Annotated in this window: 18 protein-coding genes; 2 read left to right on the top strand and 16 right to left on the bottom strand. The window is 58.3% G+C overall.

Translation table 11 applies throughout. The annotated features are described in order from the left end of the window. Positions 1-138: 138 nt before the first annotated feature. Together ACIQYU_RS17515 and ACIQYU_RS17510 are read left to right on the top strand one after the other, a co-directional pair. Positions 139-1,191 carry a Gfo/Idh/MocA family protein gene (locus ACIQYU_RS17515; RefSeq protein WP_207830520.1) on the top strand — a complete coding sequence of 351 codons (1,053 nt, stop codon included), beginning with the start codon at positions 139-141 and terminating at the stop codon, positions 1,189-1,191. A gap of 17 nt (positions 1,192-1,208) precedes the next feature. Next, positions 1,209-2,024, top strand: coding sequence for a sugar phosphate isomerase/epimerase (locus ACIQYU_RS17510; RefSeq protein WP_207830518.1), 816 nt, complete (start codon positions 1,209-1,211; stop codon positions 2,022-2,024). A gap of 200 nt (positions 2,025-2,224) precedes the next feature. Here the strand turns inward: ACIQYU_RS17510 and ACIQYU_RS17505 are convergent, their stop codons facing one another. The 16 genes from ACIQYU_RS17505 to tssC form a co-directional block, all read right to left on the bottom strand. Beyond that, a complete protein-coding gene (locus ACIQYU_RS17505; protein ID WP_207830516.1) occupies positions 2,225-3,550 on the bottom strand; it encodes an MFS transporter in 1,326 nt (441 codons plus the stop codon). Positions 3,551-3,853: 303 nt separating this feature from the next. Next, positions 3,854-4,231, bottom strand: a complete 378-nt coding sequence (locus tag ACIQYU_RS17500; RefSeq protein WP_207830514.1) for a histone-like nucleoid-structuring protein, MvaT/MvaU family — start codon at positions 4,229-4,231, stop codon at positions 3,854-3,856. 341 nt (positions 4,232-4,572) lie between these two features. Then, positions 4,573-4,830, bottom strand: a complete 258-nt coding sequence (locus tag ACIQYU_RS17495; RefSeq protein WP_082888413.1) for a PAAR domain-containing protein — start codon at positions 4,828-4,830, stop codon at positions 4,573-4,575. After that, positions 4,827-5,720 carry a DUF6708 domain-containing protein gene (locus tag ACIQYU_RS17490; RefSeq protein ID WP_207830512.1) on the bottom strand — a complete coding sequence of 298 codons (894 nt, stop codon included), beginning with the start codon at positions 5,718-5,720 and terminating at the stop codon, positions 4,827-4,829. The genes ACIQYU_RS17495 and ACIQYU_RS17490 overlap by 4 nt, the downstream gene beginning before the upstream one ends. Positions 5,721-5,724: 4 nt before the next feature. Further along, positions 5,725-8,715, bottom strand: coding sequence for a T6SS effector BTH_I2691 family protein (locus tag ACIQYU_RS17485; RefSeq protein ID WP_402801075.1), 2,991 nt, complete (start codon positions 8,713-8,715; stop codon positions 5,725-5,727). Further along, positions 8,708-9,640 carry a DUF4123 domain-containing protein gene (locus ACIQYU_RS17480; protein WP_207830507.1) on the bottom strand — a complete coding sequence of 311 codons (933 nt, stop codon included), beginning with the start codon at positions 9,638-9,640 and terminating at the stop codon, positions 8,708-8,710. Before ACIQYU_RS17480 ends, ACIQYU_RS17485 begins: the two co-directional genes overlap by 8 nt. Then, on the bottom strand, positions 9,637-11,805 hold the full coding sequence (locus tag ACIQYU_RS17475) for a type VI secretion system Vgr family protein (protein ID WP_402801071.1): 2,169 nt from the start codon (positions 11,803-11,805) through the stop codon (positions 9,637-9,639). The genes ACIQYU_RS17480 and ACIQYU_RS17475 overlap by 4 nt, the downstream gene beginning before the upstream one ends. 91 nt (positions 11,806-11,896) lie before the next feature. Next, complete coding sequence (locus ACIQYU_RS17470) at positions 11,897-12,406, bottom strand: Hcp family type VI secretion system effector (protein ID WP_087500852.1); 510 nt, start codon at positions 12,404-12,406, stop codon at positions 11,897-11,899. Between the two features lie 130 nt (positions 12,407-12,536). Continuing rightward, positions 12,537-13,412, bottom strand: a complete 876-nt coding sequence (icmH, locus tag ACIQYU_RS17465; RefSeq protein ID WP_207830499.1) for a type IVB secretion system protein IcmH/DotU — start codon at positions 13,410-13,412, stop codon at positions 12,537-12,539. A gap of 1 nt (position 13,413) precedes the next feature. After that, the gene (gene tssK / locus ACIQYU_RS17460) at positions 13,414-14,751 is read right to left on the bottom strand and encodes a type VI secretion system baseplate subunit TssK (RefSeq protein WP_207830495.1); all 1,338 of its coding nucleotides are present in this window, start codon (positions 14,749-14,751) and stop codon (positions 13,414-13,416) included. A gap of 52 nt (positions 14,752-14,803) precedes the next feature. Continuing rightward, entirely contained in the window at positions 14,804-15,598 is a 795-nt protein-coding gene (gene tssJ / locus ACIQYU_RS17455; protein WP_207830491.1) for a type VI secretion system lipoprotein TssJ, read from the bottom strand. After that, positions 15,595-16,158, bottom strand: a complete 564-nt coding sequence (locus ACIQYU_RS17450) for an FHA domain-containing protein (RefSeq protein ID WP_233688265.1) — start codon at positions 16,156-16,158, stop codon at positions 15,595-15,597. Before ACIQYU_RS17450 ends, tssJ begins: the two co-directional genes overlap by 4 nt. Continuing rightward, positions 16,155-17,171: a type VI secretion system baseplate subunit TssG gene (tssG, locus tag ACIQYU_RS17445; protein ID WP_233688264.1), complete on the bottom strand. Its 1,017-nt coding sequence runs from the start codon at positions 17,169-17,171 to the stop codon at positions 16,155-16,157. The genes ACIQYU_RS17450 and tssG overlap by 4 nt, the downstream gene beginning before the upstream one ends. After that, entirely contained in the window at positions 17,135-18,901 is a 1,767-nt protein-coding gene (gene tssF / locus ACIQYU_RS17440) for a type VI secretion system baseplate subunit TssF (RefSeq protein WP_233688263.1), read from the bottom strand. The genes tssG and tssF overlap by 37 nt, the downstream gene beginning before the upstream one ends. A 3-nt stretch (positions 18,902-18,904) precedes the next feature. Then, positions 18,905-19,315: a type VI secretion system baseplate subunit TssE gene (gene tssE / locus ACIQYU_RS17435; RefSeq protein ID WP_402801059.1), complete on the bottom strand. Its 411-nt coding sequence runs from the start codon at positions 19,313-19,315 to the stop codon at positions 18,905-18,907. Beyond that, entirely contained in the window at positions 19,312-20,802 is a 1,491-nt protein-coding gene (gene tssC, locus ACIQYU_RS17430; RefSeq protein ID WP_233688261.1) for a type VI secretion system contractile sheath large subunit, read from the bottom strand. The genes tssE and tssC overlap by 4 nt, the downstream gene beginning before the upstream one ends. Between the last annotated feature and the right edge of the window lie 4 nt (positions 20,803-20,806).

Below are 20,806 nucleotides of genomic sequence, written 5' to 3'. Positions count from 1 at the left end.
GTGCATTTCCGGTCGATTACCGCACAGTCTGTTCTGCCGGTTCTTCTGAAAAGCTGAACATGGTTCTAAATTGTCGAGTGTGGATTGTGGAACCTCGTTTCAGAATTCATATGACAACAATGACAAGAGGACAGGCTGTTGAACGCACCCCTTCGTATTGCCTTGATCGGCGCCGGCAACATGGGCCGCCAGCATTACCAGCATCTGCTCAATGTGCCGCAGGCCCAGTTGTGCGCCGTGGCCGACCCGGGCCCGCAGGCCGAGGCCTTCGCGGCCGAATGCGGCGTGCCCTGTTTTGCCGACCACCGCCAGATGCTGGAGCACGTGCGCCCCGAGGCAGTGATCGTCGCCAACCCGAACAACCTGCATGTCGCCACCGCCCTGGATTGCGTCGAGGCTGGCGTACCGGTGCTGGTCGAAAAACCGGTGGGCGTGCATCTGGATGAAGTCCGCGCGCTGGTGGAGGCCTCGCGACGCCGGGGGGTACCTGTGCTGGTTGGCCACCACCGTCGGCACAACCCGCTTATCGCCAAGGCCCACCAGGTGATTGCCGACGGCAAGCTGGGCCGGCTGATCAACGTCACCGCGCTCTGGCAGTTGCAAAAGCCCGACAGCTATTTCGAAACCCCCTGGCGCCGCGAGCCGGGCGCTGGCTTCTTGCTGACCAACCTGATCCATGACCTCGACCTGCTGCGCCACCTGTGCGGCGAAGTGGTGCAGGTGCAGGCGTTCACCCGCAACGATGTGCGCGGTTTTGCCAACGAAGACAGCGCAGCGGTGCTACTGCAATTCGCCAATGGTGCATTGGGCAGCCTGACCGGCTCCGACGCGGTGGCCGCACCGTGGAGCTGGGAGCTGGATTCCGGCGAAAGCCCGGTGTACCCACGCCAGGATGGCCAGCCGTGCTACCTGCTGGCCGGCACCCAAGGGGCGCTGAGCATTCCGCAACTCAAGCGCTGGCACTATGCCGAGGCCGGATCGGGCTGGCACACGCCGTTGTTGCAGAGCGAGGAAAGCATCCCTGTCGGCGAAGCATTGACCTTGCAGCTGCAACACTTCGTGCGGGTTGCCCGGGGTGAACAGGCGCCGCTGATCGATGCCGCCGACGGTGGTCGTACCCTGGCGCTGATCGAGGCGATCCGCAAGGCAGCGGAAACTGGCCGGGCCTGTGCGCCCGAGCACATTGCTTAACGTGTTTGGTGACGATAATGACTGATCGAATTTTCTCCCTGGCAGCCCTGACGGTGCTCGAGCTGTCCCCGCCGGACATGGTCGAGGCAGCAGCCCGCGCCGGTTACAGCCATGTAGGCCTGCGCCTGGTGCCCGCCACCGAGCAGGAACAGCATTTCCCGCTGGTGGCCGATGCCGGCCTGCGCCGACAAACCCAGGCGCGCCTGCGCGACACCGGTATCAAGGTGCTCGACCTGGAAATCCTGCGGCTGAAGCCGGAAACCTGCGTGGCCGATTTCGAGCCGATTCTGGCGGTGGGTGCCGAGTTGGGCGGTACGGAGCTGCTGGTGGCTGGCAACGACCCGGATGAAGCGCGGCTGACCGAGCGCTTTGCCGCGTTGTGTGACCTGGCGATAGGGTTTGGCATTTATCCGCATCTGGAGTTCATGCCCTGGACCGAGGTGCGTGACCTGCGCCAGGCCATGCGGGTGGTGGCCAACGCCGACCGCGCCAATGGCTGTGTGCTGGTGGATGCCTTCCACTTCAACCGCTCCGGCGCCTCACTGGACGACCTGGCGCAACTGGCGCCGCAGCGCATGCGTTATGCCCAGTTGTGCGACGTTGCTGGCCCGGTACCGGCCGACATGGACGAGATCCTGCGCCAGGCGCGCAATGAACGGCGCTTCCCGGGCGAGGGCGATGCCGACCTGGTCGGCTTGCTGCGCGGCTTGCCGCCAAGTGTGCCGTTGAGTCTGGAGATCCCCACGCGGCAGTTGCTGGAGCAGGGCATAAGTGGCGAACAGCGTGCGCGCATGGCGTTGGAGAAGGCCATGGCAGTGCTGGCCAGAGTCTGATTGATAGAACGCGGCGCATGGCACGGGCTATCGCCCGTGTTTGCGGGCGCGCCCGCTCCCACAGGGTGGACTGCGCAAGCCGCTGCCCCTGTGGGAGCTGGCTTGCCGGCGATGTGGCCGAGGCAGGCAAGAATTGCTGTTTGCCGACTGGCCAAAAAAAGGGCCCGCAAGGGCCCCGTAGAGGAAAGTGGCTAGCGCGCTCAGGCGCGCTCGACCTTGCGCGGCGCCATGAAGTACATCCAAACCAGCGCCAGGAAGTACATCGCCGGTATCATGGTGAACAACACGGCATAGTTGTTATTGGTAGCGGTCAGTACGCTACCGACGATCTGCGTCATGAACATCCCGCCAATCGCCGCGCACATGCTGCCGAAACCGAACACGGTACTCACCAGGTGCTTGGGCGTGTAGTCCATCACCAGGCTCCAGATATTCGCCGTCCACGCCTGATGTGCACCCACTGCCAGCGAGATGGCCGCCACCGCGACCCACAGGCCACTGGCGTTGGCGGCAAGCGTGACGCTGACCATGGTGCAGGCGAAGATCAACATCGACACCAGCCGCGCCGTGGTGGCGCGCACGCCGCGGCCGATCAGCCAGGAAGACAGGATGCCGCCGCCGATGCTACCGAAGTCCGCCGTCAGCCAGATGATGATCAGCGGGATGCCCATCTGGGTCACGTTGATGCCCAGGCTGTACTGCTGGTTGAGGAACGGTGGCAGCCAGTACAGGTAGAACCAGAACACCGGCGCGGTTATCGCGTAAGCCACCGCGAACGCCCAGGTGCCACGCAGGCGCAGGATGCGGCTGAACGGGACGCGGGTCGGCTCGGGCTCGTCGTCCTGCTGGATGTATGCCACCTCGCTCTGGCGTACGCGTGGGTGATCTTCAGGGTTGTAGTACTTCAGCAGCCACAGCACCACCCACACCAGGCCAAGGCTGCCCATGGCGATGAACGCGGCCTGCCAGCCCCATACGGCCAGAATCAGCGGCAGCAGGGCCGGCGTGACCATGGCGCCGACGTTGGTGCCGGCATTGAACAGGCCGGTGGCGATGGCCCGCTCGCCAGCCGGGAACCACAGGCGCACGGTCTTCACGCAGGCCGGGTAGTTGGCGGCCTCGGTCAGGCCGAGGATGAAGCGGCAGACCATGAAGCCGGCGGCCGAAGTGGCCAGGCCATGGGCGCCGGTGGCCAGGCTCCACAGCAGCACGGCGAAGAAGAACGCGCGTTTTACCCCGACCTTGTCGATCAGCCGGCCCTGCAGCAGGAAGCCGACCGCATAGCCGACCTGGAACCAGAAGTTGATGTTGGCGTAGTCCATCGCCGTCCAGCTCATTTCCTTGGCCAGAACGGGCTGCATGATGCCGAGCGCGGCACGGTCGATGTAGTTCAGGGTGGTGGCGAAGAACACCAGGGCAAGCATGCCCCAACGGGTCTTGCCGACGCCGAAGGCGCCGCGAAGCTTGTCGCCGATCGAGCCCTGGGGCATCCGGGGGGCGGCGGGGGTGATCCTGGAGTGGTTCATAAACTGCTCGTTTCTTGAAATTGTATTCAGCTGCGGTGCTACGGGTGCGTGACCGGTTCCCAGGCAGGGGGACACGCAAGGCCGGTGCATGGTGAGCAGTGAAGGCGGCAGCGTCAATTCAAGGGAGGGGCTAGTGTTCGGTTATCGAACGGTTGCGTTGGCCTGCGGATGAGGCAACGGGTCAACGTATATTGAGGGTAGACGGCGTGGCCACTCGTTGCTCAATACCGCAGGCTGGTGAGGTGCTGGTGGGAGGGAAGGGCGGTCGTGTTCCAGGCTGGGCATGAACTGTTTCTGGAGCAATCAGAACCATACCGTTGCCCAGCGTTCGACCTCCGCGCGGCCATACTGCTGAATCCACATTTGAAGGGTTTTGTGCAAGGTGCTTTTCGCTTCTACCTTCTCGCCGGTGTACGGGTTTACGTAGTACTTGCTTTGCCGCGACCTGAAGTGTGGGAGTGGTGGAAGTGGTAACCACGGGTGTTGAGTCTTGTAGCTTTCACATTCACTAATGGCCAGGACATGAGATAAGTCGAATTGGTATTCATCAAGCAGCGCGTGGAGTTTGCTTTCGAATTCAAACTCGCGTTTTAGGTGGGGGTTGATTTTTATGAAGGAGAGCTCGGACTTTTTGGCAGCAAGAAGGCGCTCGAGCGCACGAAATTCAGCAAGTCTGGACATGTCGTTTCTCCATCGGTTGATGGATGTAGTGTTAGTGGGTATTAAGTGGGAATGCAAGCAATGAAATAATTTGTGAAATGTTTTTAGGTGCCTATGGTGGTGCTGCCGTTGTTGGGTCTGTTTGGTTTTTAGTTGCCAGTGTAAGTATATTCCTACCCGGCGATATTTTTTGAAATAGAGCAAGTTGGTATGGGCATGCTGGTGGGAGTTGGCTCGCCGGTGATGGGCCGCAGGGCGGCCCAGAAAGCTCGACTGTCAGGCTTCAGCCTATGGGCCTGTTTCTATCCGGGAATTGATTGCGGCTGTTCAACCGCTATCGTCGAAGTGGCTGGCTTATGCTTTCAATCAATGAGCCAGCCTGGATCTCCCTCAATCAGAGTCCCTCCGTGGCTGGTTGTGTCTCCTTCCCTGGCCGCTGGTTGTCCCTCGATGATCGTGCAGGCAGCGCCAGTTTCGATGACGGCACCGCAACTGATGCGATCACCCACACGTGCGACGGCCCTGCCATCGACGAATGTTGCGCTAGCACCGGTTTTCACGGTACCTACACCATGGATTGGGCAGCTATGACGATGACCTACGAGTACGATGGGTTTCATTTGCGCTTCCTTTTGCTTGGTCGGACAAGGGCCTCTTCGAAGGCTTCTGGGGGCGGTGGGGCTGCTCGGACGTTGAACAGCCGACAGACGCCGTACCAGCAGATGGCAACGGAGAGGTTGTAAGGGAACAGCACGGCCCAGAACGGCAGTTGCCAGTTCTTCTTGCCTTGCATTTCGCCGGGTTCGCCGGTTCGCCAGGGGGCGTAGTGGCGCCAGGCTTCTGCCGGGGTCAGGCAGATCGCGTGCAGTGGCTTGTGCCACCAGTTGGGTTCGCCGGGTGGGGGGAGTTTGTCCGGGCCGTGGTCCATGAAGTGGCGGAGGTATTCCCAGACTTCAGCGACGTGCTTGACGCCGGGTTCGGTGGGTTCGTTGCTGTCGACCCAGAGGCAATCCTTTTGGTGGAGGCTGCCGTCCTCTCGGCGAGGGGCGAAAGCGAGGGCATAGCTAGTGCTGAAAGAAGAGCCACCGAATTCGGTGCGTTTGAATACACCACCTCCGGTGTTATTCCAATCAAAGACTATGAGTTTATTTATTCGTTTGTAATAGATTTTCTTGGTGGATCTATTGAAGCATATGTCAGAAAGATTTTTTATGAAAAAGATTCGGTAGGCTAAGAATGGTGTAAAAATAAATGGCCCAAGTAGTTGTATTGCAATAAGTGCAGGTGCGCCTTCCAGTTCGTAATTGATCGGGTACTTCATGAATCCTACGTAGGATACAAGCGCTATGGTTAAAATTGTAGCGGTATACATCTTGGCCATAAAAACTGAATCGGAAATCCATGGGTTTCTCAATTGTGCTAGTGTGTCGGTTAAATTAGAAATCTGTCCGTGGATTTTTGGACTTATATCAGTTTTTTTGCGTGGGCTAAATAGCCATGTTGTTGTCATGGTGTTATATCTCGATATATAGGCTTGAGGTTGAATGAGCGTTGGGGGATAAGCCTTGATTTGGGTGGTACTTTATTGATAGTGTGGCGCTTTTTGTTTTGGTTCTATCGATCTTGTAATGTAAAATAAGTCCTGCGGTAGTTAAGTGGCAGGTCGGCTCCGCTTGTAATGGGATTGAAGTGTGTCCGAAGTCAAAGGCTTTCAAGGTGCCGCGCCATTGGCTTTGCCCTATAAGGAAGTCTTTCAGAAGTACGGTGAACTCTATAGTGGTCATGCCTTCGTTTACATGACTATGGATGATTGTTGCCCAATCAGGTGTTGGCCAGTGATTGTCTGAACTCAATTCTGTGGTAAGCCCTTCAAGATTCAGGAGTGCTGTTTGTTCAGCCGTCAGTGCAATGGGGGTGTAAACTTGAGCATGCCAGGATTCAAGCTCTTCATTGATAGTGGCGAAGCCTGGGAGAAAACCTTGGTAGTCTAACTTCATATCGGAGCGGACCTCTCCATCGTTTTCTTTTGTGCCAAAAATACTTCTGCTGGCCCATAGTTCTATCGGACTATGGAGGCGCTCATGCGCTTTGGAGTGTAGGTAACCCCCCCCGGCAAGCACGGTGGCACCGACAAGCACCAGGCTTGCTGCAGCCCAACCCGCAAAGGGAATTAAAAACGTTGGGCCAGCGATGGCGAGGCTAGCTTCTAACATAAGAGCGGCCCCTGCGGCAGATGTGAATCCACCAGCAGCAGTATAAGCACCTGATATGGCGCTGCCGTTTTGTGACTGTCGATATCCTTTTAATATGTCTGAAGTTAATCCTAGTATAATTGCGGGGTAGCCAGAGGTGCGTGCGAATATATTGCTTCCTAAGTGCCTTATAATTCCATTGCCAAACGCGAAGCCAGGAGCCGTAAAACTTAACTTCATTGTTGCGGCTTTTTGCGTTGCCCGCACGCTGACCAATGTCGCCGCCGCCGCACCGATCACCCCGAAAATCGATGAAGCGAACCCCATGGTGTATTCCGGTGCACCGCTCTGCTGCAGGCTATGGTAGGCGGTCTTGAGCGAGATCACGTTGAACCACAGCATTCCCGCATTCAATCCACCGCCGCCGCCCGATGTGAGTAACCCGAGAAAGTTGGGTTTTACTCGCGCGGTGGTGGTCAGTTCGATTGACACCGTCCGGCTTCCCGAGATGCGTAGCTCTTTCATCTCTTCAACTTGCGCCATGCCGTTCTTCAGGTACTTCTCCACCTCCTGACTGAAAGGATTGTCCCGAATAGCCTGCTCTGTGATCTGGTAACGCGCTGCCAGCAGTCCCAGCGCTTTCTCGGCATTGGCCTCGCTCGCCGCCAACAACACTTGCCGACGCAGGCCATGACTGGCATCCCAGCGGGTCTGCCCACGCAGGCGCTTGAGCACCACGGTGGTGACCGACTGGGCGGTAAGGTCGGTGATGTCGGCCATGGCCGGAAAGCGACCGGCCAACCCTTCGATCACGTTATCGCTGGTGCCGAACAGGCTGCCGATCGAATCCGCCTTGTCCTTGAACGGGTTGAATGGCGCCAGGGCGGTGTACAGCGGGCTGTCGTGCTGGTCCAGCCACTGTTCGAGACGTTTGAGCCGCGGGTCCAGTTCTTCAGTGCCGGGCGCTGGCTGGCCCATCGACTGAATCAGCAACGCCAAGGATATTTCCAGGCCGCGGGCGGAAGTGATTTCGTCGCGGTCGTAGCAGGCCAGGGCCGCAGCCAGGCTGTAGGGGTTATCGACATGGTCGGGTTCGGCGGTCCCGAGCCAGGCGTCATGGTCGTGGCTGGCCTGCAAGGCCTGGTTGCGCAACGCGATGATCCGTCGTTCCAGTTCATCGCGCTCGGTGAGGAAGCGCCGGTACTTGGCGAGGTCGAGACGCTGTGCCAGGCGGGCGCCGTTGGGTGAGTAGTCTTCATGGGTGAGGGCCTGAAAACGTGACTCGGACGGCGACAGGGCGGGGCCGCGGCGCTCGGTGCCAAGCCGGAATTCGGCCAGTTCCGGTGAAGGGGCATCCGCCGGGTACAGGCTTTCCAGCGTCTTGTTCAGCAGCATGGCCACCAGGTTGCGGTGGTGGAAATCGTGGCTTTGCACGCTCAGCTGTTCGACATCCAGTTTGTAGCACGCCGGTACGCGTTCCTGCTCGGGCCCTTGTGCCGGTTTCATGTGCTCCAGCTGTTCGGCGGGCATCAGGTCGCGCAGTTGATGCTGGTAGGCCGACACCGTCAGGCTCAGGTCCAGGGCCATGCCTTCGGCATCGGTGAGCGCCACCACTACCGGTACTTTCGGCTGGGTGTAGGGGTAGTGCCGGCCGATGGCAACGAGGTTGCCGATCGGCAGGGTTTCGGTGATCGGGTCGCTGCTCCAGGTCAGGGGCATGCGCCGCTCGGTGGGCTTGAAGTCTTCGACCCAGGTTTGCAGGGCACTGACCGGCAAGACATGGCGTTGGGTTGAGGGTACCTGGTTGCCGGCTACCAGTTCGGCCATGTCCAGCTGGCGCATGTGCCGTTGGCGCAAGGCGGCTGAACTGGTGATGCGGGCGGTCATGGCGTTGGTCCACAGGTGCGGACTGTAGCCGATCCACACTTCCCTGGCGGTATCGGGGCAGGTATCGGCCCACACCCAGCCCAGGGTGCGGCTGGACAGGTAGCGATCACGCCGGTGGTAGTCGTCCAGCCCACGGTAGCGCAGTTCCTTGTAAAGGCCCGCGCCGACGTACTCGTGAATGACCAGTTTCTGGCCCAGGGTGCCTTGCATGAACACGTAGACATAGCCCGGGCGCAGCGCGCGCAGGGTGTAGGCGGAGTGTTGCAGTGGCCCGAAGCCTTGTTCGAGGTTGAAGCCTGCATCGGCATAGCGGCAGGCGGGCATATCGCCGGTGCGTGGCACGATGGCATAGCGCACCGGCAGGATGGGAATGCGTGCGCTACAGGCAGGGCCGGAGGTGGCGCTGCTGACACTGGCGTCATTCATGGACGGGCTCCTTGCTCTCGATCAATGCGTGCAGTTCGCGAAGGCGGCTCTGGGGTGACTCCTCGAGGTTGGTGTAGATCTTCCCTGCCTCATCGTTGCTCATGAGCCACATGTGCCTGGCAATCAGCCTGATGAACTGCCCGGCGACTTCCTCGTCACGAAAGTTGAGGGCTTTCAGTTGCGGCAGCAGGCTTTCAATCCAGTGCCTGATGTCGGCCAGTGTGTGGAGGTCGTGTTGTGGCAGGGCTAACACCTCGTGTGCCAACGTGAGCACGAAGTGTTCATGCATGCCTGCTTGCAGCCGCTCAAGTTCAAGCTTGCGCAGGGAGAGTGGGGCTTGCGCAAAAGAACGGGCAGTGGTCGGGCTGCGTTCAAGTGTTTTCCACTCGTGAGCCGGCCCCCAGTTGATTCGCCAGGCCAGCGAACACACAGGCCCAAGCCAGGTAGTCCGATGGTCGTCATCCAGCGCATCCAGCCAGGCTGCAAGGTGGTCTGGCCTGAACTGGAAAGTGGCCAGCCCCTGACCCGGAAGCGAGATCTGTACAAGGCTGGAGAAATGGTCTACCAGCTCGGTAAAGCCAATATCGGCATTCAGCGCGATGGCACCGCCAATGGGCATCCAGGTAGATATGGCATGGGCAAGCAGTTCGGGCGCGTCTGACACGTTTACCAGCAACGGCCCAAAGTCATGGCGGTCATCCACAGCACTACCCCGCCACAGCCACGCATGCTGGGTGTTGCGGCTGACTTCATTGATAAGTTCAAGTACCGAAGGGGCATAGGCCGGGACCAGCTCGCCATTCGGGAGTATCTGGGATATTGGCCGGTAGGCCGAGTGCTCGAGCACAATGGTCATGAGCAACAGAAAGCGCGCATTGCTCCCGAAATGCACGCTTGGCAGCGTGTTTGAGGGCGCTGTTTTCATCGACCTGGCCCTCTGGTGCAGCGGCAGTCGGGCAACGGGCAGGAACCATCGGGGCGGCGCCCGCACTGACGATCCAGCGGGTTGCCATTGACCGGCGCACCGCTGATGGAAAACAGGTTGGTTGCCCCATCTGCCGATTTCAGCATCTGGCCGTTGATGCGTATTGTCGGGCTGTCCAGGGTGATGCCTGTCTCATCGATCTGAATGGAGCCCCCAGGGCCCTGGATGATCACGGCTTCTGCTGTGCGAAGCTCATAGCGGCGGGTACGCCTGCGGATTTCGCCCCGGGCTTCAAGTTCGGCATGCCCCTCGACCCGCTGCTCGAGGTTGCCGCCGATACTGGTGTGGTGATTGGCTGCGATCTGGTCGTGGCGGTGATTGCCGATGGCTTCAATACGATCCTTGGCTATCTTGATTGTCTGGTTTCGACCGATGTCGAGAGCAGCGTCATGCCCAATGGTGACGCGCTCATCATTGCCAACCGTTTCAGTGCGGTCACGGCCAATCAGAATCGATTCGTCGTTATTGACCTGTTCCTTTCGGTCGTTGCCGACCTGTGTCGTCTCATCGTGCTTGACCACAATGTTCTGGTCTTTCTGTGCGTGGATGAAGACCTCTTCCTGGCCCAGTTCATCTTCAAAACGAAGTTCGTTGAAGCCATCGCCCTTATGCGTCTGGCTTTTGATCGTCATGCGTGTTTTGTGTCGGGGCAGGTCGTAGGGCGGCAACTGATTACCGCAGTAGGTGCGCCCGGTGATCATTGGCTGGTCGGGGTCGCCATTGACGTACTGGATGATCACGTCCTGACCAATACGTGGAATGGCCATCGAGCCCCAACTGCCACCGGCCCAGCCTTGGGATACCCGCACCCAGCAGGAGCTGAATTCGTTGTCCTGGCTTTCACGGTCCCAAGGGAAGCTGACCTTGACTCTGCCCCATTCATCGCAATAGATCTCTTCACCGCGCGGGCCCACGACGGTCGCCATGTGCGGCCCATCGACGCGAGGTTTATCCAGCGGAGCAGGGCGCCACTCCGTTCTGCCGGGGACGAGCTGTGCGATTTGCTCGTAGCGTGTGCTTTGGTCGACGCCGGCGGCTTCTTCTTGCAGGCTGGTGAACTGGCTACCTTCATGAGTGACCGCAGTTACTCGCCAATGCACGTTGAAGTCAGCGCGGGGGTGGCCCGCAAGTGTAAAACCGAGGCCGGGCTGCAGGCGTACATCATCACCCCCGACTTCGGCAACACGTACATCGTGTCGCAGTGCGGTAATGCGGTTTTCAGTGAACGGTTTGCCTACGGCATCGCGCTTGTAGCGGCCAGGGTAATCGAAGCATTCGTACTCGCTGGATTGATGTTCCAGGAAGGGGCCGGTGGCTCTGTGTTCCTGGCGATAGGCCGGGTTGGTGAAGGTGTAGTCGCGCTGAACCTGACGTGCCGTGCGCACCTGTTCGCTGTAGCGCAAGCGCCGCAGGCAGGGTTTCGCCTGGGCACCACCGCTATTGGCTTGATAGAGGACTGTATTGGGATCGAGCAGTCCATCCACTTCGAGAAAGCTCTCGTCTTCATCCTTGGCCTTTTTGACCCCATGGCTGATCAGGCCAAGCGATTGCAGCCGGTCAGTGATGATCAGGTTGTGAAGTTTTTCACTGTGCTCGAAGCGGTAGACGAAGCCTTCTTCAGCAGCCAGGCGAGCGATGAACTCAAGGTCTGTCTCGCCGGCCTGAACGCAGAATTCGCGAATCTGGTGGTCCATGCTTGCCCGCAGTTCGTACTGTGCGATGCCTTGGCGCTTGAGCATCAATTCAAGAATTTGCGGAACGGTCTTGTTTTGGAAAATACGCCAGTTCGAGCGCAGGTTGGCGCGCGCCAGTTGCGGTTCGACTACCGCGCTATAGCGTGTGCGATGAGGGCCACTATCGCCTTGGTTGAACCTGCTGATCAGACCATGGACATGTCGCAAAGGGCAGTTTGCACGGGAGATGGTGAACAGTGCAGGTTTGTCGAGCAATTGACCGAAGTCTAAATCGTTTTCATGGCTGATCAATTCAAGCTCTAATTGGAAATTAGTGCTAATACCTTCCTTGAGGGTAAAGGAAACCACCTCGAACTCTAATCGGCTAGCGAGAGGTCGAAAGCTGTAATGCAGTCCAGATTGGCTAGGCATAAGAATTCCTTATCTGCCGTCTGATAGTTTGAGGGTGTCCAGGCAGCAAATCTGCCCGGAACACTCAATGCCTCAGTGGAGTGTTGGTGTTTCAAGTCTTTTGCCAGTCATCGGATCCTTCGGTACCGCAGACCTCATGGCATTCAGTGATTTTCCGGTAGGAGAACCAGACTTCAACCTCTTGGTGTCGGGGCGTCGGTGTGTCTTCTTGTGCGTGGGGCTGCTCGGTTCTCAGTTTGATGATGGTCGCGTCCGTAAGTGTGGTTCTGTAATACAGCTCATTTGGATCTTCGCTGGTTGCTCTGTATTGCGTGATTACAACTTCTGGGAGCAACTCGGCCTTGCAGATCGATTCCAGCAGCAAGGGCTTTGATTTGTTGGTTGTGAAGGTGACTTTGTAAGGGCCATGGACGCGCTTTCCCGAGGGCTGGCCGTTCTGTGGGTCGATTGGGGTGTTTATCTCGTGCTCGATTTTTTGCACCATGATCTCATCGGCGAACTCCGATTGATAAATATTACCAATCGACTCGGAAGTGCTGGCGCCCTCACTGATGTTGCCTTGTACCTTGCCGTTGATTTTTAAATAAGCTGGTGATGCCATGATGTGCTCCCAATTTCAGTAGGTGTACACGCCAATATTTATAAAGGCGTGGCCATCGGAAACGATGGACTTGTTAACGAGGCGGAGCCTCGCCATATCGTTGAAGTCAGGGGTTTCGAATTTCAGCTATTTACTGCTGTAAAATTCCGTTGAGTGATTCCAGCACCTCGGTAGTAATCAGGTGCAGGCGATAGCTATAGATTCCATAGGCCACGGCCATGGCAAGGACGGAAATCACCAAAGGGCTCCACCACGGAAATTGCCGGTTCATACGAAAGTTGCGCGGAGCCACATGGGTGTAGGGGTCACATACTTCTTCCGGGGTAGGCCCACGCAATTCACGTAGCATCCCGTGAAGTTGGTGGATGAGTGCGTTCAGCGTTTCTTCGCCCTTTGGCGCAATGGCGTACTTGCCCCTCAGGCCAAGGCACAACGCGAAGTACATGAACTCCAGTACGTCCTGGTAGCGAGCGGGCTCCTGCATCAGGCGGGACAGCACCGTAAAAAATTTCTCCCCGCCCCAGGTTTCGTCGTGGAAGATGCTGAGCAGTGGTTCCTGGCTCCAGCAGCTGTTCTTGCCCCAGGGCCGTTCCATCACCGCTTCATCGATGTACAGACACAGAGCGTACGAATACGCCAGCGTTTGGGCGGGCTCGTAGCCGTGTTGGCGCATTTCTTCCTGGATGTTCTCGATCTGCTTGCGCACTTTCTGGTGTACATCTTTGATGTTTGGCAATTCATCCAGTGTGCGCAGGCGTATGACCAGGCCGAACAGCGGTGCAGCTGCATCCAGCATCAGATTGTCGTAGCCGCCACGTAGCTGGAAGTCTGGATCAGCCGGGTAGCCTTCATGAACGGGCTCTGGCTCTGACTTTGGCTTCTGCTCGTCGGCTTCAGACGTTGTCGAGGTGGGTGGGTTACTGGGCAATGGCGTCTTGAGCCTCGAGTACAGCCGTGTGCCTTCGACATTTGTGGTTTCGATGGGGGCATTGCTTTTCTCTTCCATCTCATTCACTCCTGATTGCCCAAAATTGCAGTTCAAGGCCGGGGAAGTCCCCCGCAATGTGGATACCGAAGCCGCTCGCGGTCTTCATGCGTGCCCACGCCGGGTCACGCCGATCCAGTTCGAAATAGTTGAAGCCTGCATGGAAAGGCAGGTCGCGAGGCGCCACCGGTAATGGGGTCAACGGGATACCTGGTAGTTGCAATGGCACCAGCTCGTTCAGTGATTCGAGTGAAGTGACTTTGACTTTCTGCACGAACATCTGGCGCAACACCTGAGGGGGCAGGTGGGCGCGCACCGCAAGGATGAAGTCAGCCTCATCGATCAGCCGGCGATCCTCCAGCGTGGTCGTCATCACGCCATAGTCCAGTGTCTTCAGTGCTAACGACACGGCGCGCGGTTGCAGGACAGTACCTAGTGCTCGGCGTAACGTGTCTTCCAGCGGCTTGAACGAGGTGCGCAGTGCTGTGTGGTGATAGGCGGGGTATTCCTGTGGCAGCCGATTTTCATCGGTAAAGGTCACGAATTCGCCACAGGCCTGGCTCATGCTCAGGTAGAGCTGTTCGGGGTGTGTCTGGGCTTGCCTGGCCAGGTGCTGGAAGCAGGGCCACCAGCGGTTCATGGCTTGCAGCAGATTGAAGTCGCGAATATCGGCGATGCCAGACTGGCCTGCTCCGCCAATGCGTGCTGCGAGGTTGCGCCCCCGTTCGCGCATGGTGTTGGTAATTTCTTCAAGAAAACGTTGCAGCGCCGGTATTGCCCGCACTGCCACGCAGGTGGGGTAGAACGCTTCATCCAGCTGCAGGCTGCCATCGGGACGGCGCTCCAGAATGCGTGCCAAGGCCAGGCGGGTGTAGGCGTTGCTGTCTTCGGCCTTGCGTTTGAGCTGCAGGTTGGGGACGGCCAGGTCGACCTGCACCAGGTCGCCGTCAGCGCTATGGGTATCCTTGATTTCCTGTGCCTGGGCGATGTAACGGGAGTCGACGGTATTGTCTGGCCAGCTCACTTCACGGCCACCATCGGTGCGCAGGGGCAGGCATAGATACACTTCGCTGTCCTTCGAAGCGTCATCTTCGATTTCCAGCGGCGGTGGTGGTGGAAGATCCGCGGGGATATCGAACACCGTGCCGTCTGGCATGATACCCCGGGCCCGGGTAATGGCGATTTTGCCCAGGGTGAGGTACTCGTCATTAAGCTGAAGTTCGCTGAAACCGTAAAAGGCTGCATTTAGGCTACCAAGGCGTTGGTGCAAGGCTGCTTCGCTAGCCCGGGCCGCCTGCTGGAAATGCTGTGGTTTGACGAACAGGCCCTCAGGCCAAAGGACGGGATTACGTGAACTCATGTGCGCTCCATGTCAGCGTGAGTAAGCGAAAAGGACAGGACAGGTAGCGCCATCAGTCTTCTTCCTTGAGCAGGATCTGCGTGTCGTTGACCAACACCGACAGAATGATCTGGTGTCCGCGTGGAGGAATGCGCAGCACTTGGCGCCAGGTTGCGTTTTCCTGGCTTCGGTAGTCGCCAATTACCGCTACGAAGCGGGTCTCGGGCTCGATGGGCGCAAAGGGGATGAACTTGAACTGGCCAGGGCGCAGCAGGTAATCATCATCACGAATGTAGGTGCTGCGCAGAACCTTGGCCGGGTCCTTGTCCAGCAGTTGATACACGCTGTTGCGTAGCAGAGAGTCGTCGCTTAACTGCAGGATCTTGATGGCAATGGGCGTAGCGACCGGCTCTGTGGGCAGGGTTGTAGTGCGCGGCAAGGTAAGCACCACTGTCGGGTCGTCGTAACTACCGGGTGTGCTTTCCTCCAGTGGCGAATAAGCCAGGTCATTGCTTTCGTCCTCGTCCATGACGACCGGCGATACAGCGGGAAATTGCTCCTGGAGATATTCGAACAACGTTCCTACTTTTTCGGTCAGTGCGTAGGGGTCTCCTGCACTCAGGCTCACGGCGTAGGGGCTAGGCTCCAGGACGCTTACATGTTCAGTTGCGATATCCAGGCTGTTCGGGTTGACATTGAGGGTAGGGCTGGCATTGATGCTGAACGCGACCTCGGTTGGGTGATCCTTGGGCGGTCCAATGGGCAGCGAAGGGTCCATGACCACTTGGCTCACTCTGCTCAGGGAAGTGCAGCCTGACAGCCCGATCAACATGGTCAACAGGGTGACTGCGAGCGGATGTCGCGTCATGAGTGTCCTCCTGCAATCAGGCGTTGCAGTGGGGTTTCGTGCGATAACCCCTTTACTGTCACTGCATCCAATGCCGCCAAGGGATCATTCCCCACGTCCAGCTCGAAGACCGAGCAGATCTCAGTGGTAGCCCGGGCAGTTGGAGGCTTTGGTTGCCAAGTCTCGGTCGGCATTTCGGCGATCAGCTGGTCGAGTACCCTATGGCCAGGGTTGAACAGATCCTCAAGCGAGCGCGCATCGGTTTGTGAGTACTGAACCAACAGCCGATAGGCGCCGACATGAAGCTGATCACCCTCAAGAAGCCGTCTCGCAGTTATCTCTCCCAGGCTGACGATGCTGTCGTTCAGATAGGTGCGATTGCAGTGATCGATCACACAGAAGCTGCCCTCGATCCAGCGGATTTCGCAGTGAATTGGTGCAACGGTCTGGTCACGGTCATTGATCAGCCAGGTGGCTGCCTTGCTGCCGATGGTGCCGCCCGTGCAATCGAACCGATACCGCGCGGTGACGGTGTGCTGCAATTGATCGAGATTGGTAATGTTCAAGGTCAATGTATTCATGAGCGCCCCCGGAACCGGACGACGGGGCTGATCTGGCCGTGGCGGTCATCGACAAAGCTGGTCCAGCCCAGATAGGCGCCTCGGCTGCGGTGCAGACAGAAAGATGACAGCGCGTTTTGCTTCAGGCGCAGTTCCAGGTCGTAGGCCAAGCCATCACGCAGTAAAAAGTCGATTAGCGCGCGCAAGCGGCCGAAGTTGATGCCGCTGGGGAGCAAGTCGCGCAATTGCGTTTGTTCCAGTTCGCTGATCACGATGGTGAACTTGCTGCTCCGGGTGCGCGTGCGGCTGCCGACCATGAACGTGCTGCCCAGCTCGCCATTGCTGCGCCCGAGGCTAACAAGCTGTTTGGCAGTAGTGGGGACCGAGCGGGTTTCGAACTCGCGGATCTGCACATGCTTGAGGTCGAAACAGTGGGCAATGATGCCGGCCACGGTTCCCGGTGCACGGCTGCGGCTGGCAATGACACCGGCAAAACTGAGCAGCCGACTCCAGGGCAGTGCCGTGTCCCCTCGCAGCTGTTTGTCGTTCAAACCAAGCAGCGCAAAGACGTACTGTGAGAACCCATCGGTGGCTCCCGGCTGAAAGCGGATGTAGTAGCGATATTTACGCCAGATTCGATGCAGCAGGCTGAGCAGGTAGTGGTTGAAGAAATCGAAGAAAGCCGGCCGCACACCAATACCCTGTGCATGCTCGTATGCCACCTGTTCCAGGTAATAGGTGGGCAAAGGCGAGTCAGTACCGTGCAAACCCATGAAAGTGGCGCACACGCGATAGCGCTGTTCCTCGCCGGGCATCCGTTCGGCTTTGTATACGTCCGAAACGGGGAAGGTCAGCCGCGGGTCGCTGGCAAGGCGCACACGTAACCGGGTGGCCTCGCTCGGCCAGCGTGGTTCAAGGTCATCACCATGCAGGCCGTGCAAGCGCTCCAGCAACTGGAAGAAGTTGTACTGGTGCGCCTCGGCGAGCAGCTTGTCGGCTAGATCAGCGGTTGTTTGCCGGTCTGGATTGGCCATGTGTAGTGCTCGTTATTGGTGGTGTTGATTACTTCCAGTTGATGGAAGGAATTGATGCTGGCGTACAGCGCGAAGAAGTGCGCGAGCACGCAACTGAACAGGTACAAGTCGCCTTCGCAGAGGAAGGCGGCCTGGTCCAGCTTCAGCCGGGTGTGCAGGCCACGAATGGGTTGCCCCTTGATAAGCCAATCCAAGGGTGTTGTGTGAACATCGCGGATGCCATCGAGGCGCTTGCGGGTGGTGCGTGTTTGCTGGATGTCGTGCAACGCGGCGAAGTCATAGGCGCGAATGACCGCTTTCAGTGGGTCGACCGAGAGCAGCGACAGGTAGTTGAGCGACATGTTGGAGATCAAGGCCCACTGCAACTGGCCATCCAGCACCGGCCTGTACGGGCGGGTGGGGGCGCAGATGTTGGTGTAGGTAGCCAGGGGTGGCGTGATTTCGGTGAGCACGTTGATGTCATCGATGCCCAACGCCAGTGGCAGGTCGCGATTGGTGCAGGTCAGGTCGATGGACGCCGTTTCCAGCTCGCCAATGTAGGTGTTGGCATCGGCGCGTACGAAAGCGATGCGATGCGTGACGCCATCGCCGCGCAGGGATTCTTCGAGCTGGTAGCGGTAATACAACGCCGTGCGCCCTTGTACATGCTCGATTTCATGGGCGAACGATTCGAATGGGCGGAAGGTTCTCAGGTGTTCGCCGGTACTGCCGTCAGTCGTGGTGCGGGTACTGATCACCTCATCGATGCTGAAGATCTCGTAAGCGTAGCGCTCTGCGCCTTTAGGCTTCAGCTCGACCTGAGCAACGTCGCTGGACAGGTCGATAGGTTCGGCGCTGTGCTTGAACAGGTTGACTGCAGTTGTGCAGAACAGCCTGAAGTCTGCCTTGCCGACACGCAGCGAGTCGGGAAGCTGGCGGGTGAAGTGCAGCTTGATACGTACCTTGGCGCTTTGTTCTGCGGGCCACAGGCGTTCCAGTCCGGTGACAGCGAAGAAGTGAAAGCGCTGTGGGAAGATGAAGTACTCCTGCAGGATCCGGTAGCCATCGAAGACGTTCTGCGGATAGGGCAGCAGGGCTTCATCAGGGTTGAAACCCGGAAAGGCGATGCTGCTGGCCGGCAATCGGCGAACCTCGCCATTGATGGTTACGCTGACATGTTCGAGGTATTGAGAGATCCATAAATAGAGCGTGCGGGCGGTGCGGTGATCACCGCTGAGGTGGAAATCGAGGCTGGCACAGCCCAAGGTATTCAACGGCCGCTTCACCAGGGTTTGAAGATCGATGTGAACCACGGAGTTGTCGAGGGTTTGGGTTGCGCCTACCGCGTCGATTTCGAACGGATGAATGTTTACAGCTGTGCAGGTGCGAAATTCACAGGCGACACCGTCCACGGGTTTTGAGAACAACCTTGAACCCTTGGGGATCTGTTGTGACTGGCTGAGCGATTGCTTGCGTGGCGTGAACTGGATGATCGTTACGCTGGGCAGCGGTCGAAGGTAGTTGGGCCACAGCAACTGCAGCATAGGGTGCGTCAGTTCTGGCAAGTCGTCTTCCAGCTTCAGTCGTAGCTTGGCCGTCAGGAACGCAAAGGCTTCCATCAGGCGTTCGACATCGGGGTCGCTACCGCCGTTGCCAAGCAGCCGAGCCAGCTGTGGGTTGTCCTTGGCGAAGTCGCTTCCCAACTCATGCAGGTAGCGCAGTTCTTCGTTGAATCGGTCCTTCAGTGACATGGGTCACCTCACTCGGGTATAGCGGTTGTGCCCGTTGACCAGCAGCTCCAGTTGCAACTGCTCCGTGTGTTCATTGACCTGTACCTGGCAGTCCAGCCTGAAATGCAACTCCAGCGGGGAGTAACAATCGGGCACTGCTTTGAGCGCATGCACCTGTATGCGTGGTTCAAAGCGCTGGATGGTGCGGCGAATATCAATGCTCACTTGCTCAAGCAGATCGCCGCTGCTCGTGTCGTGCCCGTTGAAGTCGCGCAGGCCCAGCTCAGGGCTGCTCTGTGAGCAACCTTGGCGGGCGTTGAGCAGTGTTTCGAGATGGCGCTTGATGGCGGAGAACTTGTGGGAGGCGTTCTCCTGCCGAGATGGCTCCCGATTGGCAGACTGATCCGCTATCAAGCGATCAAAAAAGCCTCTCATTGCCTGTCGAGCCGCCCGACCAGGGAGATTTCGAAGTTCGCACCCATGTATTTGAAGTGCGGGCGTACGGCGAGCGAGACCTGGTACCAGCCTGGATCACCGGCAACGTCTGAAACTTCAACGCTGGCAGCGCGTAGCGGCCGGCGGCTGCGTACATCGGCAGAAGGGTTCTCCTGATCGGCGACATACTGCTTGATCCATTTGTTGAGCTCGCACTCAAGGTCGCGCCGTTCTTTCCAGCTGCCGATCTGCTCGCGCTGCAGCACCTTGATGTAGTGGGCCAGCCGGTTGACGATGAACAGGTAGGGCAACTGAGTGCCGAGCTTGTAGTTGGTCTGGGCCTGCAGGCCTTCGGGTGTCTTGGGGAAGTTCTTCGGTTTCTGCACCGAATTGGCCGAGAAGAAAGCGGCGTTGTCGCTGTCCTTGCGCATGGTCAGGGCGATGAAGCCCTCTTCGGCCAGTTCGAACTCTTTTCGGTCGGAAATCAGCACCTCAGTAGGGATTTTGGCCTGCATCTGACCCAGGGATTCGTACAGATGCACCGGCAGATCTTCGACAGCGCCGCCTGACTGCGGGCCGATTATGTTCGGGCACCAGCGGTAGCGGGCAAAGCTGTCGTTGATGCAGCTGGCCAGCAGGAAGGCGGAGTTGCCCCACAAGTAGTTGTCATGCCGGCCGGCGATGTCCTCGTCGTAGTTGAAGCTCTCGATCGATTTCTCCTGGTGGTGGTAGGCGGAGCGGAGCATGAAGCGCGGCCCGGTCAGTGCAGTGTGACGGGCATCTTCACTTTCCCGGAAAGCACGCCATTTGGCATGCCGTGGGCCGGCGAAGATGTCCTTGATCTCCTTGAGGTTCGGCAACTCCTCAAAGCTGCTGAGGTTGAAGAACTCCGGAGAAGGTGCCGCCAGGAACGGCGCATGCGACATGGCACCGACAGAGGCCATGTAGCTCAGTAGCTTGATGTCCGGGGAGGAAGGGCCGAAGTTGTAGTTGCCGACCATAGCTGCAACTGGTTCACCACCAAATTGGCCGTAACCTGCGGTGTAGACGTGTTTGTAAATGCCACTGCAGGTGATGTCGGCCGCGTTCTCGAAGTCATCGAGCAGGTCTTCCTTGCAAACATGCAACACCTCAAGCTTTATGTTCTCGCGGAAGTCCGTGCGGTCCACCAGAAGTTTGAGGCTACGCCACGACGATTCAAGCTGTTGGAACTCGGGCTGATGAAGAATGGCATCCATCTGTTTGCTGAGTACCCGATCCAGCTCTGCAATCATCTGGTCGACGCGATGCTTGTTGATTAGTTGATCTGGGTCATTGCTCATGAGAATTTTGGCAATGAACGCAGATACACCCTGGCGAGCAACCTGATAGCCCTCTTGAGCGGGCACCAACTTGGTTCCTGCCATGATCTGGTCGAGCAAGGTGGTATTGCTCATTGTCTCGGTAGTTGCTTCAGCGGCGACGCTAGTGTTGCTTGGCTTTGGCATTGGG

The organism is Pseudomonas sp. NPDC096925, from assembly GCF_044762545.1.
Taxonomy (GTDB): domain Bacteria; phylum Pseudomonadota; class Gammaproteobacteria; order Pseudomonadales; family Pseudomonadaceae; genus Aquipseudomonas.
Note: the sequence above shows the minus strand (reverse complement) of the source record. Positions and strands in the feature narration are given on the sequence as shown.

Coding starts and splice junctions, on each gene's coding strand:
- ACIQYU_RS17475 (WP_402801071.1), bottom strand. CDS start 11,805: ATGCCTAGCCAATCTGGACTGCATTACAGCTTTCGACCTCTCGCTAGC.
- ACIQYU_RS17490 (WP_207830512.1), bottom strand. CDS start 5,720: ATGACAACAACATGGCTATTTAGCCCACGCAAAAAAACTGATATAAGT.
- ACIQYU_RS17450 (WP_233688265.1), bottom strand. CDS start 16,158: ATGAATACATTGACCTTGAACATTACCAATCTCGATCAATTGCAGCAC.
- tssF (WP_233688263.1), bottom strand. CDS start 18,901: ATGTCACTGAAGGACCGATTCAACGAAGAACTGCGCTACCTGCATGAG.
- ACIQYU_RS17510 (WP_207830518.1), top strand. CDS start 1,209: ATGACTGATCGAATTTTCTCCCTGGCAGCCCTGACGGTGCTCGAGCTG.
- icmH (WP_207830499.1), bottom strand. CDS start 13,412: ATGGAAGAGAAAAGCAATGCCCCCATCGAAACCACAAATGTCGAAGGC.
- ACIQYU_RS17470 (WP_087500852.1), bottom strand. CDS start 12,406: ATGGCATCACCAGCTTATTTAAAAATCAACGGCAAGGTACAAGGCAAC.
- tssG (WP_233688264.1), bottom strand. CDS start 17,171: ATGGCCAATCCAGACCGGCAAACAACCGCTGATCTAGCCGACAAGCTG.
- tssK (WP_207830495.1), bottom strand. CDS start 14,751: ATGAGTTCACGTAATCCCGTCCTTTGGCCTGAGGGCCTGTTCGTCAAA.
- ACIQYU_RS17500 (WP_207830514.1), bottom strand. CDS start 4,231: ATGTCCAGACTTGCTGAATTTCGTGCGCTCGAGCGCCTTCTTGCTGCC.
- ACIQYU_RS17495 (WP_082888413.1), bottom strand. CDS start 4,830: ATGAAACCCATCGTACTCGTAGGTCATCGTCATAGCTGCCCAATCCAT.
- ACIQYU_RS17485 (WP_402801075.1), bottom strand. CDS start 8,715: ATGAATGACGCCAGTGTCAGCAGCGCCACCTCCGGCCCTGCCTGTAGC.
- tssE (WP_402801059.1), bottom strand. CDS start 19,315: ATGAGAGGCTTTTTTGATCGCTTGATAGCGGATCAGTCTGCCAATCGG.
- ACIQYU_RS17505 (WP_207830516.1), bottom strand. CDS start 3,550: ATGAACCACTCCAGGATCACCCCCGCCGCCCCCCGGATGCCCCAGGGC.
- tssJ (WP_207830491.1), bottom strand. CDS start 15,598: ATGACGCGACATCCGCTCGCAGTCACCCTGTTGACCATGTTGATCGGG.
- tssC (WP_233688261.1), bottom strand. CDS start 20,802: ATGCCAAAGCCAAGCAACACTAGCGTCGCCGCTGAAGCAACTACCGAG.
- ACIQYU_RS17480 (WP_207830507.1), bottom strand. CDS start 9,640: ATGAAAACAGCGCCCTCAAACACGCTGCCAAGCGTGCATTTCGGGAGC.